General features: G+C 64.6%; 10 protein-coding genes. 3 read left to right on the top strand and 7 right to left on the bottom strand.

Annotated features, from left to right (window positions below; all coding sequences use genetic code 11):
• Nucleotides 1–12 precede the first annotated feature (12 nt).
• Entirely contained in the window at nucleotides 13–1,404 is a 1,392-nt protein-coding gene (gene hpnO, locus ABIB99_RS02205; protein WP_354174706.1) for an aminobacteriohopanetriol synthase HpnO, read from the bottom strand.
• 141 nt (nucleotides 1,405–1,545) lie between these two features.
• Between hpnO and ABIB99_RS02200 the strand changes: the two genes are divergently transcribed.
• Nucleotides 1,546–2,214, top strand: coding sequence for a DUF2147 domain-containing protein (locus tag ABIB99_RS02200; RefSeq protein ID WP_354174704.1), 669 nt, complete (start codon nucleotides 1,546–1,548; stop codon nucleotides 2,212–2,214).
• Here ABIB99_RS02200 and hpnN read toward each other — a convergent pair.
• Entirely contained in the window at nucleotides 2,182–4,770 is a 2,589-nt protein-coding gene (gene hpnN / locus ABIB99_RS02195) for a hopanoid transporter HpnN (RefSeq protein WP_354174702.1), read from the bottom strand. The genes ABIB99_RS02200 and hpnN overlap by 33 nt on opposite strands.
• 462 nt (nucleotides 4,771–5,232) lie before the next feature.
• Here hpnN and ispH point away from each other — a divergent pair, with 462 nt between their 5' ends.
• The gene (gene ispH / locus ABIB99_RS02190) at nucleotides 5,233–6,159 is read left to right on the top strand and encodes a 4-hydroxy-3-methylbut-2-enyl diphosphate reductase (RefSeq protein WP_063984631.1); all 927 of its coding nucleotides are present in this window, start codon (nucleotides 5,233–5,235) and stop codon (nucleotides 6,157–6,159) included.
• A gap of 35 nt (nucleotides 6,160–6,194) precedes the next feature.
• Complete coding sequence (gene hpnH / locus ABIB99_RS02185; protein WP_063984632.1) at nucleotides 6,195–7,355, top strand: adenosyl-hopene transferase HpnH; 1,161 nt, start codon at nucleotides 6,195–6,197, stop codon at nucleotides 7,353–7,355.
• A gap of 408 nt (nucleotides 7,356–7,763) precedes the next feature.
• Here hpnH and ABIB99_RS02180 read toward each other — a convergent pair whose 3' ends face one another.
• Genes ABIB99_RS02180 through hpnC form a run of 5 tightly spaced genes read right to left on the bottom strand, consistent with a single transcriptional unit; the run spans nucleotide 7,764 to nucleotide 13,497 of the window.
• Nucleotides 7,764–8,513, bottom strand: coding sequence for a phosphorylase (locus tag ABIB99_RS02180; protein WP_063984634.1), 750 nt, complete (start codon nucleotides 8,511–8,513; stop codon nucleotides 7,764–7,766).
• Complete coding sequence (gene shc / locus ABIB99_RS02175) at nucleotides 8,510–10,477, bottom strand: squalene--hopene cyclase (protein WP_354174699.1); 1,968 nt, start codon at nucleotides 10,475–10,477, stop codon at nucleotides 8,510–8,512. Before shc ends, ABIB99_RS02180 begins: the two co-directional genes overlap by 4 nt.
• Nucleotides 10,478–10,527: 50 nt before the next feature.
• A complete protein-coding gene (gene hpnE, locus ABIB99_RS02170) occupies nucleotides 10,528–11,784 on the bottom strand; it encodes a hydroxysqualene dehydroxylase HpnE (RefSeq protein WP_063984636.1) in 1,257 nt (418 codons plus the stop codon).
• Complete coding sequence (hpnD, locus tag ABIB99_RS02165) at nucleotides 11,784–12,623, bottom strand: presqualene diphosphate synthase HpnD (RefSeq protein ID WP_063984637.1); 840 nt, start codon at nucleotides 12,621–12,623, stop codon at nucleotides 11,784–11,786. Before hpnD ends, hpnE begins: the two co-directional genes overlap by 1 nt.
• A complete protein-coding gene (gene hpnC / locus ABIB99_RS02160; RefSeq protein WP_063984638.1) occupies nucleotides 12,613–13,497 on the bottom strand; it encodes a squalene synthase HpnC in 885 nt (294 codons plus the stop codon). Before hpnC ends, hpnD begins: the two co-directional genes overlap by 11 nt.
• Between the last annotated feature and the right edge of the window lie 69 nt (nucleotides 13,498–13,566).

Genomic DNA, 13,566 nt, shown 5'->3' with positions numbered 1-13,566 from the left:
AGATCGGCGAATTTACGCCGACCGCCGCACCGCGTTGTCCACGAGCGTCTTGCCGAGCGACCAGATCGCGCCGGGGACCTTGTGGCTGCCGGCGATGACGTCGTCGAAGGCGCGCTCGATCCAGCCGCAATCTTCCTCGGTGATGGTCAGCGGCGGCAGCAGCTTGATGGTGTGGCTGCCGTGACCGGCGACTTGCGTGAGGATCTTGTGGTCCTTGAACAGCGGCACGGTGATGAGCTGGCAGAACAGGCCCTTGTTGGCAGCTTCCAGCACGTTCCAGGACGCCCGGAGCCGCAGCGACTTCGGCGGGCCGAACTCGACGCCGATCATCAGGCCCTTGCCGCGCACTTCCTTCATCAGTTCGTAGCCGGGCACCATGCGCGTCAGCGCGAGGCGCAGCTCGGCGCCGCGCTTGGCGGCGGACTCGATCAGCTTCTCGGACTCCATGACGTCGAGCGTCGCGATGCCCGCGGCCATCGCCAGATCGTTCTTGGAGAAGGTGGAGCCGTGCACCACCGCGCGGTCCATCTGATTGAAGATCTTGTCGAAGATGCTCTTGCGCGTCAGCACGGCGCCGACCGGCACGTGGCCGCCGGACAGCGACTTCGACAGCAGCACCATGTCGGGCTCGACGTTCCAGTGCTCGACCGCCAGGAAGCGGCCGGTGCGGCCCATGCCGGTCTGGATCTCGTCGGCGACGAACAGCGTGCCGTATTTCTTGCAGAGTGCGGCAGCGCCCGGCAGGAACTCGTCGGTGGGCATGTTGACGCCCTTGCCCTGGATCGGCTCGACGACGAAGGCCGCGACCTCGCGCGAGGCCAGCGCCTTTTCGAGCGCGGCGAGGTCGTTGAACGGAATCGAGGTGCAGCCGGGCAGCAGCGGCTCGAAGCCGGCACGGAAGTTCGAATCACCCGTCAGCGACAGCGCGCCGTAGGTCAGGCCATGATAGCCATGGGCGCAATAGACGATGCCGGGACGGCCGGTAGCGCCGCGCGCGAACTTGATCGCCGCTTCGACGCATTCGGCGCCGGAATTGGCGAAGAACGCCTTGTCGAGATAGGGGACGTATTTCAGCAGCCGCTCGGCGAGCACGCCGGCGAGCACCGAGACGTCGAACTGGACCAGATTAGGCAGGTCGGCATCGAGCACGCTCTTGAGCGCCTCGCGCATGACAGGGTGATTGCGCCCGATCGCGAACACGCCAAAGCCGGACAACAGGTCGAGATAGCGCGCTCCCTCGCGATCGTAGAGGTACTGCCCCTGCCCCTTCTGGAAGCCGACATCGTAGCCGATGGTCTTGAGAACCCGAACGAACTGTTCGTTCAGATACCGATTATGCAGGGTGCTGCGCTGGGCCTGACGGTCCGCGAATAGCTGAGACATGTCTGGATTTGGGCTGTGCATCCGCTACATACTTCGCTTGAGGGCCGGCTCGTCAACTGAAAAGGGACCGTTACCGAAAACGGTCTGTGCGGCCTTTTGCCCTTTTTCGGACCATCTTCGCAAGCACAGCTTTAAACCATGTTGCACTGCCAAGGAACTATCATGCGTTTAGCCCTTTACACCGGACTAATACTGGCTGGCGGCTTCACCGGCCTGACCCCGGCGCTCGCCGCCGATCCGACCGGCGACTGGCGGGTTGCCGACGCCGTCGCCAACATTCGTGTCGCCCAATGCAATGGCAGCATGTGGGGCGCGGTTTCCTGGGAAAAGCAGCCCGGCGGCCGCGATGAATACAATCCGGATGCATCGAAAAAGACCAGGCCGACGCTGGGCATGGCGACCCTGATCGACATGAAGAAGAAGCCCGGCGTCGATCAGTGGGAAGGGCAGGTCTACAACGCCAAGGACGGCCAGCTCTACAGCGCAACCATCACGACCGTCGGCACCGACCAGCTCGAAATCAAGGGCTGCGTGATGGGCTTCCTCTGCGGCGGCGAGACCTGGACCCGCGTCGCCCCGCCGATTCCTATGAGCACCGCCAACGCCATGGCCAAGGGCGCGCCGAAGCCCACCGGTGCGGCGCCGAAAGCCCAAGGCAACAACGGCGGCACCACAACAGGCGGCACGACCGTCGCCAGCGCCACAGCGCCGGCCCCTGCCCCCGCGGCCCCGAAGACCGCCACCACCACCGCCAAGCCCGGTCAGAAGAACGCCGCCGACCCGGTCGGCGACATCTGCCTACTCCCTGAGATTGCGGGGTTTGCCCATTAGGGCCGGCTGGAACAGCAGCACTGCGGCAAGCGTCGTCACCAGCGAGAGTGCGAGCAGCTTGCCCATGCTGGACGTTCCGGGGTGGCTCGACAGCCACAGGCTGCCGAACGCGGTCGCCGTCGTCAGCGCGCTGAAAAAGATTGCGCGCGTCAGGCTGGTCTGGAGCAGGTTTGTCCTGCCCGAGCGCCAGGCCACGACATAATAGATCTTGAAGGCGACGCCGACGCCGAGCAGCAGCGGGAACGCGACGATGTTGGCGAAGTTGAGCGGCAGGCCGATCAACACGCAGATTTCGAGCGTGACCGCGCCGGCGACCAGCAGCGGCACCAGCGTCATCAGCACGTCGACGAACCGCCGCAGCGTGATCCAAAGCAACAGGCCGATCACCAGCAGCGCGTAGATGCCGGCGTGGATGAACGCCTTCACCACGGTGTCACCGGATTTCAGGATCGAGACCGGCCCGCCGATCGCGGTCGGCTCGGCAGCGAGCACGGCGGCTGCAAACTTGCGCAGCGTGTCGTTGTCGTTGGGATCGCCCTTCGGCTGCGCCTCGACGCGGATGATCCCGTCCTTGCTCTTCCAGGCGCTGACGAGCTCGGGGGGCAGTGAGGCCAGGGTGACCGGCCCGGCCTGCATCGCGTTCCTGAGCTGGCCGAACGCGATCTTCAGCGGCGTGACGAACACGTCCTGCGCCTTGTTCCGCGTGGCCTCGTCGCCATTGGCGAGCTTTTCGAGCGCGTCCGCCAGCCGGCGCGAGGCGACGGCGCCCGGGCCCTTCGTGTCACCGGCGGTCCGGCGCAGATTGTCGACCGAGGATTTCAACGCCTCGACGTTTTCCTTGTCCGTTGGCGCAGCGTCGACCTGGTCAGGATTGAGCGCGGGGTTGAGCACCTTGGCGCCCTGCGCGAGCAGCTTCAGCTTTGGCGCCTGGTCGGTCGGCACGAAGCTGTCGAGCGACATCACGCGCAGCACCTCCGGCACCTTCTCCAGCTTCGCCTCGACCTGCCTCGCCTGCTCCTCGGACGTGGTCATCACGTTGATGGCATTGGCGCCGGTGTTCGGATCCTTGCGCAAATCGAGGAAGGTCGCGATCGACTCGGCCTTCGGGTTGCGCAGGTTCATTGGGTTGAAGTCGAACTTCAGGAAGTAGAGCAGCGGCAGGCCGGCGAGCGCCAGCAGCAACGTGCCGCCCACGACCAGCACACGGTGCTTCTCCAGAAAGTAATCGAGCGGCGCCAGGAAGGCATAACCGACGGGCTCCTGCTCACCGGGCGGGTTCAACAGCTTCAGCATTGCGGGCAGTACGGTGATGCTGGAGAGGAACGCCACCAGCATGCCGACGCCGGCGATCTGGCCGAGCTCGGAGATGCCCTTGTAATCGGTGGGCAGGAAACAGAGGAAGCCGGCGGCGGTCGCCATTGCCGCCAGCGACAGCGGCACCGCGGAGCGCTTGGCGGCAAGCACCAGCGCGCCGGAGAGATCGTTGTGCTTGTAGCGCTCCGAGCGGTAGCGGACGCTGTACTGGATACCAAAATCGACGCCCAGTCCCACGAACAGCACGGCGAACGCGATCGACAGCAAATTGAACGAGCCGACCATCATCAGGCCGGCAGCGGTCGTCAGCGCAAGGCCGACGAAGAGATTGACGAACACCGCGAAAATGATCTTCGACGAGTGCAGCGCCATCCACAGGATGAGCAGCACGACCAGCACAGTCCCGACGCCGTTGACGACGGCGCCTTCCTGGACGGTGGCGTATTCCTCGTTGGCGATCGGGACCGGACCGGTCAGTCGCACTCGTGCCTGGTACTTGTTCGCAAAATCCAGATCAACTGCCGCCTTGCGGATCGCGTCGGTGGCGCCCTTGCCGGGCTCCAGCGCGTTGTAGTCCAGGATCGGCTTGAACTCGATGAAGGCGCGCTTATCGGAATCCGTCAGCGGCTCGTCGCTGACGAGCTCACGCCAGGAGAAGCTCGCTTTGCCCTTGTTGAGCACGGTCTCGACCGTTTGCGCGATCTGATTGAAGGGCCGCGCGGTATTGTCGAGCTTGACCTGGCCGCGCTTGACGCCGGCAAGTCCCGTCTCCAGCGCGCCGGTCAGGCCGCGGATCGAGGGATCACCGGCCATGATCTCGACCAGGGGCGCTGCGGATTCGAACTGGCTGGTGATCTTGCCGACCTCTTCGGTCGGCAGGAACAGCAAGCCGTTCTTCTCAAAGAACTCGCCGGTGCCGAGCTGCTGCATCGACTGGAAGTCGGTCTTGTTGTCCTTCAGCTTGGCGAAGAGCACATCCGCTGCCGCGGTCGCCATCTCCGGCGTCCTGGCCTCGACGACCGCGAGAATCGTCGCGTCGCGGTCGAAGGCACGGTCGAATTGCTGGTCGCGCTGGCGCCAGTCCAAATTCTGGGCAATCAGCGAATTGATGTCGGTGTTGATGGCGAAATGCTTAGACGTGTAATAGCCCGCCCCGACCGAAAGCAGGAGCCCGAGAACGACGACGAGGGAGGCAAACCGGGTGCAGGCCCTGACGATGGCAACGACTACGCTTTGCAGCATCTTTTCTTTCTGCGGTTAACAGCTTGCCGGAAACGCCCGCTGTTTATCGGAGTTCCCCGGCGAAACCTATTGCTGTTTTGAGTGGTTCTCGCCGCACGAAGGTTCGAGGTAAACGGCGACAGACCTAGGCAAAATCATGCGGGGCGGTCGGTATAGCCGGTGACTTGAGGCGGGAAAGTGGCGAAGCGGTGAGCACAAATGTCGCCATTTTGCTCAGAGCGCATGCCCTATTATAATACCGCGGATGCGCACGGTAACGGAACCAGGGTTTCATCCGGTCTTTCCTTTTTGCCGATTTTTTGACACAAAGTGCTGTGCCTCCATGCGCCGGGGCCCAAGTAGGGTGGGCGGTTACCGCGTGCGCGAAACCAATGGTGCGGTTATTGCAACTCATTGGGCAGTATCGAAGTGCCGCCGGGGACTTGAGAAGCGGATTGGTGCAACTTGCGTGATGGGCGTCCTATGGAAGTTTATCTAGCGCAGCCGCGCGGCTTTTGCGCGGGCGTGGTACGTGCGATCGAGATCGTGGAACGGGCGCTGGAGAAGTACGGCCCGCCCGTCTACGTGCGCCACGAGATCGTGCACAACAAGTACGTGGTCGAGAGCCTGAAGAACAAGGGCGCGATCTTCGTCGAGGAATTGTCCGAGGTTCCGCCGAAAGCCGTGACCGTTTTCAGTGCCCATGGCGTCGCCCGCAGCGTCGAGGAAGAGGCTGCCGCGCGCGACCTTCCGGTGCTCAATGCCACCTGCCCCCTGGTCACGAAAGTTCACAATCAGGGGAAACGCTACATCTCCAGGGGCCGCACCCTGATCCTGATCGGCCATGCCGGCCACCCCGAGGTCGAGGGTACGATGGGCCAGGTTCCCGCCCCGGTGCTGCTTGTCCAAAGCGTTGAAGAGGTTAAGGCCTTGACGCTGCAGGCGGATACGCCAGTGGCCTACATCACCCAGACCACCCTGTCGGTCGACGACACCAAGGACATTATTGCGGCCCTCCAGGCCCGCTTTACAGATATTCAAGGCCCGGATATCCGGGATATCTGCTATGCGACACAGAACCGCCAATCTGCGGTAAGGGACTTGAGCAAGCTGGTCGACGTGATCTTGGTGGTGGGCGCTGCCAATAGCTCGAACTCGAACCGGCTCCGCGAAATCGGCACTGAGGCCGGCGTCGCGAGTTATTTGATTGCCGACGGCAGCGCGCTCAATCCGGAGTGGTTGAAAGATGCCAAGACCGTCGGCGTCACGGCCGGCGCTTCGGCGCCTGAGGTACTCGTGGATGACGTGATCGAAGCGATGCGGCGGATCGGACCAGTCAAGGTCTCGGTGCTGCCGGGCCGCGAGGAAAACATCGAATTCCGGCTTCCGGCCGAACTGGCTGCGAGCTGACCCACCCGAATTCCTAGCCCAGAAAGAAACTTGTAATGGCTATCCCCTTCTTCAAGGAAATGCGTATCGGCGGCTATTTGCTCAAGCAGAAACTGCTTGGCCGCAAGCGCTATCCGCTCGTGCTGATGCTGGAGCCGCTGTTCCGCTGCAACCTCGCCTGCGTCGGCTGCGGCAAGATCGATTATCCGGATGCGATCCTCAACCGCCGCATGACCGCCCAAGAGTGCTGGGACGCGGCCGACGAGTGCGGCGCGCCGATGGTCGCCATTCCCGGCGGCGAGCCGCTGATCCACAAGGAGATCGGCGAGATCGTGCGTGGCCTGGTCGAACGCAAGAAGTTCGTCTCGCTCTGCACCAACGCGCTGCTGCTCGAGAAGAAGCTCGACCTGTTCACGCCCTCCCCGTACCTGTTCTTCTCGGTGCATCTCGACGGCCTGAAGGATCACCACGACAAGGCCGTGTCGCAGAAGGGCGTGTTCGACCGCGCCGTCTCCGCGATCAAGGCGGCCAAGGCGCGCGGCTTCACCGTCAACGTCAACGCCACCATCTTCGACGGCCATCCGGCCGAGGAGATCGCGAAATTCCTCGACCTCACCGTCGAGCTCGGTGTCGGCGTCTCGATGTCGCCGGGCTATGCGTATGAGCGTGCGCCGGACCAGGAGCACTTCCTCAACCGCACCAAGACCAAGAAGCTGTTCCGCGACGTCTTCGCGATGGGCAAGGGCAAGAAGTGGAACTTCATGCATTCCGGCCTGTTCCTGGACTTCCTCGCCGGCAACCAGGAATACGAGTGCACGCCGTGGGGCATGCCCGCGCGCAATATCTTCGGCTGGCAGAAGCCCTGCTATCTGCTCGGTGAAGGCTATGCCAAGACCTTCAAGGAGCTGATGGACACCACCGATTGGGAAACCTACGGCACCGGCAAGTACGAGAAGTGCGCCGACTGTATGGCCCATTGCGGCTACGAGCCGACGGCTGCGACCGCTGCCATCAGCCACCCGCTGAAGGCGATGTGGGTGTCGCTGCGCGGCATCAGGACCACGGGCCCGATGGCGCCCGAGATCGACATGACCAAGCAGCGTCCGGCGCAGTACATCTTCTCGGCGGAAGTGCAGAAGCGCCTGTCGGAGATCCGCAAGGACGAGGCGGCCGCGGCGCAGGAGAAGGCGGCGCGGAAGGCTTCGACGGCCGCGTAAGCGCGCAAGTCGGTACGAACAAAGAAGGCCCGGTCGCCACCGCGACCGGGCCTTTTCATCTTCGGCACGAACGCCCCGAGGCGACCGGAGGCAGATCCGCTGCCCCGTGAAGCCAAACGGCCCTGCGCGGCCACTCGTGCCATAAGGCAGATTGCCGACCTTCGTCAGGCTGATCGCGCTGAATCCAGCAAACCGACGATCGAGCCCAGCGTGTCCGGAACGAGCGTCGTGCGACGGCGATCTATCTGCGTTCAAGCGAGTCGGCGGCAATTGTCGAGGGCATGATGCGACGGACGCTGTGGGTCGTGGATCGAAACCGCATGGAAGCGACCGACTGAGCAGGCACCAAAACGCAAAGGGCCCGGTCGCCAACGGCGACCGGGCCCTTTGCTTTATCGCATCAAGAGGTCAGGCCGCCTTTGAGACCAAGGCCTCGCTGTCGACGAGCTCGGTGCCGATCAAATAGTCGCGGCAGCCGCGCAAGCTACGCAGCGCGCGGTTGAAGTCGATGCCGGTCGAGACCAGCGCATGCAGCGTGGTCGGATTGCGCACGATGCCACGGAGCACGGCGGCGAGATCGATCTGGCCGTTCGGCTTGATGGCGGCGCGGGCGAGCGCCGGCAGCGCGCGATGGGCGGGATCGCTGATGACGCGGACCGCGGCAAAGGGCAGCCCCGCCTCGGCGGCGTAGGCGGCCGCGATGTGGCTCTCCATGTCGACGGCGGAGGCGCCGGTTTCCGAATGCAGCGCCGCCTTGCAGGACCGCTTCGTAACCACCTCCTCGGCGCCGGCAAGGCTGCCGCGCACCACGCGGCGGCGGCCCGACGTCAGGCGGTCGATCAGGTCGTCGCCGAGCGACAGGCCCGCGGCCCAGCGGGTATCGCCGGAGAGCACCTCGGTCGCCAGCACGACGTCGCCCGAGCGCAGCGTCGGATCGAGCCCGCCGGCCACGCCGAACGAGATCACGCCGCGAATCGTCTCGGGATCCACTACCGTCAGAAGCGCCCGCAACTGGGTCGGGCTGCTCGACGAGCAAATGACCGCCATTCCGGGCCCAGCCGCGATACGGGCCTCCTGAACCAGTCCAGTCACGATCAATATCGGCCGCGGGTCGATGGCATTACCCACGGTCAGATAGTCCCCCGTCCCCAAAGTCACATCCCGACCCCTACCACCCTGCTGTTGGTGTTCCGCAAGTTCCGATACCGCGCCAACGCCCACAGCGGGAAGAACTTCGGGTAACCGTGATAACGCAGATAGAATACACGAGGAAAGCCTGTGGCGGTGTACCGCTGCTCGTCCCACAGTCCTTTTTTGTTCTGTGTTGCAATCAGGTACTCCACCCCGCGGGCGACGGCCGGGCGATCAACCTCGCCAGCAGCCATCAGGGCAAGCAAGGCCCATGCCGTTTGCGAGGCGGTCGAGGGAGACGCCTCCCAGCCCTTGTAGTCGAGACGGTAGCTGACGGCATCCTCGCCCCAGCCGCCGTCCTTGTTCTGGATCGAGGCCAGCCAGTCGGCGGCTTTCCGAATCATCGGGTCGTTATGGCGGACGCCGGCCATGTTGAGGGCACAGAGCACCGACCAGGTTCCGTAGATGAAGTTCATGCCCCAGCGGCCGTACCAGGACCCCTCCGGGTGCTGGGTCTTCCTGAGGTAGGCGACCCCGTCGGCCACATGCTTGCTGGACTTCTCGGTCTCGCCGAGCTGGGCCAGCATGGAGATGCAGCGCGCGGTGACGTCCTCGGTCGGCGGATCGAGCAGCGCGCCATGATCCGAGAACGGGATGTTGTTCAGATAGTATTCGAGGTTGTTGACGTCGAAGGCGGCCCAGCCGCCGTCGTCGCTCTGCATGCCCTCGATCCACTCCCGGCCGCGGTCGATCGCGGCGTCATAGCCGGTCGCACCGTGCTCGCGTCGCATGCGGTCCATCGACATCACCACCACCGCGGTGTCGTCGAGATCGGGATAATAGGCATTGTTGTACTGGAAGGCCCAGCCGCCCGGGCGTACCTCGGGCCGCTTCACCGCCCAGTCGCCCTTCACCTCGAGCTCCTGCTTCGGGATCAGCCAGTCGAGGCCCTGCTTGGCCGCAGGCAGGGCTATGTCACCGCCGGCTTCCAGCAGCGCGTGGGCGGTCAGCGTCGTGTCCCACACCGGCGAGACGCAGGGCTGGCAATAGGCCTCGTCGCCGTTGAACACGAGCAGCTTGTCGATGCCCCGGCGCGTGACCGCGCGCGGCGGATAATTCTCGTCCTTGCCGAGCGCGTCATACATCATGACGATGTTGGCCATGGGCGGATAGATCGCGCCCATGCCGTCCTCGCCGTTGAGGCGTTCCTCGGTGAAGGCGAGCGCCGCATCGATCGCGCGCTGGCGCAGGCTCTTCGGAAACATCGGCTCGATCACGCGCAGAATGCCGTCGAGCGCGCGGAACAGCACGAACCAGGCCATGCTCTGGTGCGGCGCCTTCGCGGTCATGCCGATCGAGCGCGGATCCTGGAGAAACAGCTCGTCGATCCCGACGCCCTTGGGATTCTTCGCCAGCGGCTTCAGCGCGGCAAGAACCATCAGCGGCACCATGGTGGTGCGGGCCCAGTAGGAAATCTTGTTGATGTGGAACGGCGACCAGAACGGCAGCAGCACGATCTCGATCGGCAGCACCGGCACCGCGCGCCAGGTCACCACGCCGAACATCGCAAGCAGGAAGCGCGTGAAGACGTTGCTGTTGATCGCGCCGCCGCGGGCATGGATCGCCTCGCGCGCACGCACCATGTGCGGGGCGTCGACGGAATCGCCGATCATCTTGAGCGCGAAGTAGGACTTCACGCTCGCACTCATGTCGAACTCGCCGTCATGCACGAGCGGCCAGCCACCATGGGCGCCCTGAACGCGGCGGAGATAATTGCCGATCTTGGCCTCGAGCACGGCGTCCACGGGCTCTGCGAGATAATGGCGCAGCAGGATGTATTCGGCCGGAATCGTGCAGTCGGCCTCGAGCTCGAACACCCAATGGCCGTCGGATTGCTGGAAGCCGAGAACGCCTTGCGTCGCCGACGCAATGCTCGATTCCAGGACGCCCGATTCCAAGGCTTCGCGGCTGGTCGCGTTCACGGCATCCATGTCGCTCGATTGCTCCGATAGTCGATTGAAATTGACCGGGACTTTGCCCGTCAGGGCCGCTTTGCGGCCAAAACCAGATCGGCGGCGCGATCACCGGACCGCACCGATCCCTCGATGGTTGCAGGCAATCCCGTAGCAGTCCAGTCGCCGGCAAGAAACAGGTTTTTCAGCGCAGTGGCCGGCCCCGGACGCAGGGCATTCTGGGCCGGCGTCGCCGCAAATGTGGCACGGCGCTCGCGCACGATCTGCCAGGGGGGCAGCTCGCCGGACACCCCGCCCGCCTTGCAGACGTCGTTCCAGATCGCCTGCGCGAGTTCCTCGCGCGGCATGTCGACCAGGCGGTCGCCATTGCTGATGGTCACGGACAGCCGGTTCGGGAACGCGAACAGCCATTCCACGACGCCGCCGATCACGCCGAGGATCGGCGCCGAACCGGGCGGCGGTTCAAAGCGGAAATGCGCGTTCACGATGGCGCGGAATTCGGTCGGCGTCTTCAGCCTGGGCAGCAGGCTCGCGGCGGCGCGCGGCGGCACTGCCATCACGACGACATCGCCCTCACCGAGCTGGATCACATCCTCGCCGCCGAAATTCAGCGCGCTAGCCTTGCCGTCACCGGTCGTAAACGAACGCAGCTCATGGCCGAGCTGAACGGTGTGGCCGCGCTCCTGCAAGAACTTCACGGCAGGCTCGATCAGCACGGCGCTCAAGCCGTCGCGCGCAATCAGCGGCCGGCACGCCTGTCCGCCAGCAAGCAGCGTCTCGCGCACGATCGCGCCGGCAAGCCCGGCCGAGCCCTCTGGCGGATCGACGTTGAGCGCCGCAAGCAGCAGCGGCTGCACCAAGCGCTGATAGAGGATGCCTTCGCAGGGAATGGACTTGCCGACCAGCGTCTCCTCCGACGCCCAGATCAGCGGCGCCAGCTTGAGATAATCGCTGAGCCCGGTGTCGGGAACGCGGCGGCTCTCGTCGAGCACCCAGGTCGGCAGCCGGCCATCGCCGAGATCGATCTGCCAGCGCTGCCCGGTCTTGATGTCGACGAACGGAAACTGCGCGCGTTCGGGGCCGACGAGGCCCGCCTCGGTGCCGATCGAGCGGGCATAGGCGCGCGCATGGCTGTTGCCCGACAGCAGCAGATGATTGCCGTTGTCGATGGTGAGATTGGTGGCGCCGTCGAAATAGGAGCGGCAGCGGCCGCCGGCCTGGTGCGTCGCCTCGTGGACGGCGACCTTGAAGCCCGCATTGGCGAGCCGCACGGCGGCGGAGAGGCCGGAAATTCCAGCACCGATGATATGAGCTGTCTTTTGCATCAGATGAAAGCGTAACGGAGCAGGATCAGGATGCGCGTGACCTTCGACACACGCACCGGCTCGCGCGGCGCGTTGAAGCCGCGCGCGATCAGGAGATCCAAGATGGAATGATAATACTTCGACATGATCCGCGGCGCGCGCACGGCGCGGCGCTTGTTGCGGTTCATGATCTCGTCAGACTTCTCGAAATGCGCCTTCGCACGCTGCGTCAGCGACTGGCAGACCTTCGGCAGCGCGCGCTCGGTGATCACGCGGTTCGGGTCGTTGGAGGTGATGCCGGCATGCAGCAGCGCCTCGCGCGGCAGATAGAGCCGGCCGAGGCCAGCGTCCTCGTCGATGTCGCGCAGGATGTTGGTGAGCTGGAGCGCGCGGCCGAGATGGTAGGCGAGCTGGATGCCGTCTTCCTCGGGCAGGCCGAACACCCGTACCGACAGCCGCCCCACGGCGCTGGCGACGCGATCGCAGTAGAGATCGAGCGTCGCCATGTCGGGCGCACGGATGTCCTGCGGCACGTCCATCTCCATGCCGTCGACGATCGCAAGGAAATCCTCGCGCTTGAGGCCGAAGGTCTTCACCGAGGCGACGTAGTCCTTCAGCCGCGGCGGCGGATGGCCCTGATAGAGCGCGTCGATGTCGTTGCGCCACTCCTGAAGCGCGGCGAGCCGCTCGTCGCGCGGGCCGTCGGAGTCGGCGATGTCGTCGACCTGTCGGCAGAAGCTGTAGATCTGGAACATCGCTTCGCGCTGGTCATGCGGCAGGATGCGCATCGCAGCGTAGAAGGAGCTGTTCGATGCGGTCGAGCCGTAATTGGCGCTGGGCGAGGTCGCCTCAAGCGTCATGTGCAGTCCCCGGTCTGGAAATGGCCTTGCGTCCGATCGCGCGGCGGCCGACTTCGCCGATCATGCCGGCGAGGCTGAAAGTGAGAAGCTCGAACTTGTTCAGATGCACGCGCTCGCGCAGGGGATCGCGCACCTTCAACAGACGCACGATACGATCGGCATAGGCCTGGATCACCGCAACATCGACGCCGAGGCGGAAATCCCGGATCTCCGCGCTCAGCGATCTGCCCTCGTCGAGCAGGGCTGCGTTACGCACGGCGAGCGCCTGAAGGCAGGCCAGCATCGCCGGCGGCGACTGCGTCAGCCCCAACTGCTCGACCGAGGCGCCACTCGCGGCCAGCGCGTCGCGCGGCAGATAGACACGATTGAGCTCGCGAAAATCCTTGCCGCAATCCTGGAGGTGGTTGTTGATCTGGAGCGCCGCACAGAGCGCGTCCGAGGCCGCCCATGTCGACGTGCTCTCGCCGTGGACGTCGAGCATGAAACGGCCGACCGGCATCGCCGAGTAGCGGCAATAGTGGATGACCTCGTCCCAGTTCTCGTAGCGCAGCTTGGTGACGTCCATGCGGAACGCGATGAGCACGTCGAGCGCGTGGCGCGGCGCCATGCCTCGCTCGGCCAGCGCCCGCCGCAGAATGACGGCTTCGGCCTGGGTGTCGCCCTCGCCGAGCAGTTCCGCCTCGAGCAGGTCGAGATAAGCGAGTTTCTGGTCGGGAGGCAGCGTCGCGTGATCCGCGATGTCGTCGGCGGTGCGGACGAAATTGTAGTACGCCAGGATCAGCGCGCGATGGCGCGGATGAATGATCCAGGACGCGACGGGAAAATTCTCGTCGCGGTCACCCTTGCCGGATCGCAATTCGCTCGCAGAGGTCATCGAGGGCTGGTTTACAATCGTTTGGACAGGAAGGGCTTTTTCGCTCGCGCGGGCTTATGCCGGCGATGC

Source organism: Bradyrhizobium sp. LA6.1, assembly GCF_040547805.1.
Taxonomy (GTDB): Bacteria; Pseudomonadota; Alphaproteobacteria; order Rhizobiales; family Xanthobacteraceae; genus Bradyrhizobium; species Bradyrhizobium barranii.
This window is presented reverse-complemented; position numbering and strand designations above follow the sequence as displayed.

Excerpts from the sequence above, each read along its gene's own strand:
- hpnO (WP_354174706.1), bottom strand. The coding sequence starts at position 1,404 with ATGCACAGCCCAAATCCAGACATGTCTCAGCTATTCGCGGACCGTCAG.
- ABIB99_RS02200 (WP_354174704.1), top strand. The coding sequence starts at position 1,546 with ATGCGTTTAGCCCTTTACACCGGACTAATACTGGCTGGCGGCTTCACC.
- hpnN (WP_354174702.1), bottom strand. The coding sequence starts at position 4,770 with ATGCTGCAAAGCGTAGTCGTTGCCATCGTCAGGGCCTGCACCCGGTTT.
- ispH (WP_063984631.1), top strand. The coding sequence starts at position 5,233 with ATGGAAGTTTATCTAGCGCAGCCGCGCGGCTTTTGCGCGGGCGTGGTA.
- hpnH (WP_063984632.1), top strand. The coding sequence starts at position 6,195 with ATGGCTATCCCCTTCTTCAAGGAAATGCGTATCGGCGGCTATTTGCTC.
- shc (WP_354174699.1), bottom strand. The coding sequence starts at position 10,477 with ATGGATGCCGTGAACGCGACCAGCCGCGAAGCCTTGGAATCGGGCGTC.
- hpnE (WP_063984636.1), bottom strand. The coding sequence starts at position 11,784 with ATGCAAAAGACAGCTCATATCATCGGTGCTGGAATTTCCGGCCTCTCC.
- hpnD (WP_063984637.1), bottom strand. The coding sequence starts at position 12,623 with ATGACGCTTGAGGCGACCTCGCCCAGCGCCAATTACGGCTCGACCGCA.
- hpnC (WP_063984638.1), bottom strand. The coding sequence starts at position 13,497 with ATGACCTCTGCGAGCGAATTGCGATCCGGCAAGGGTGACCGCGACGAG.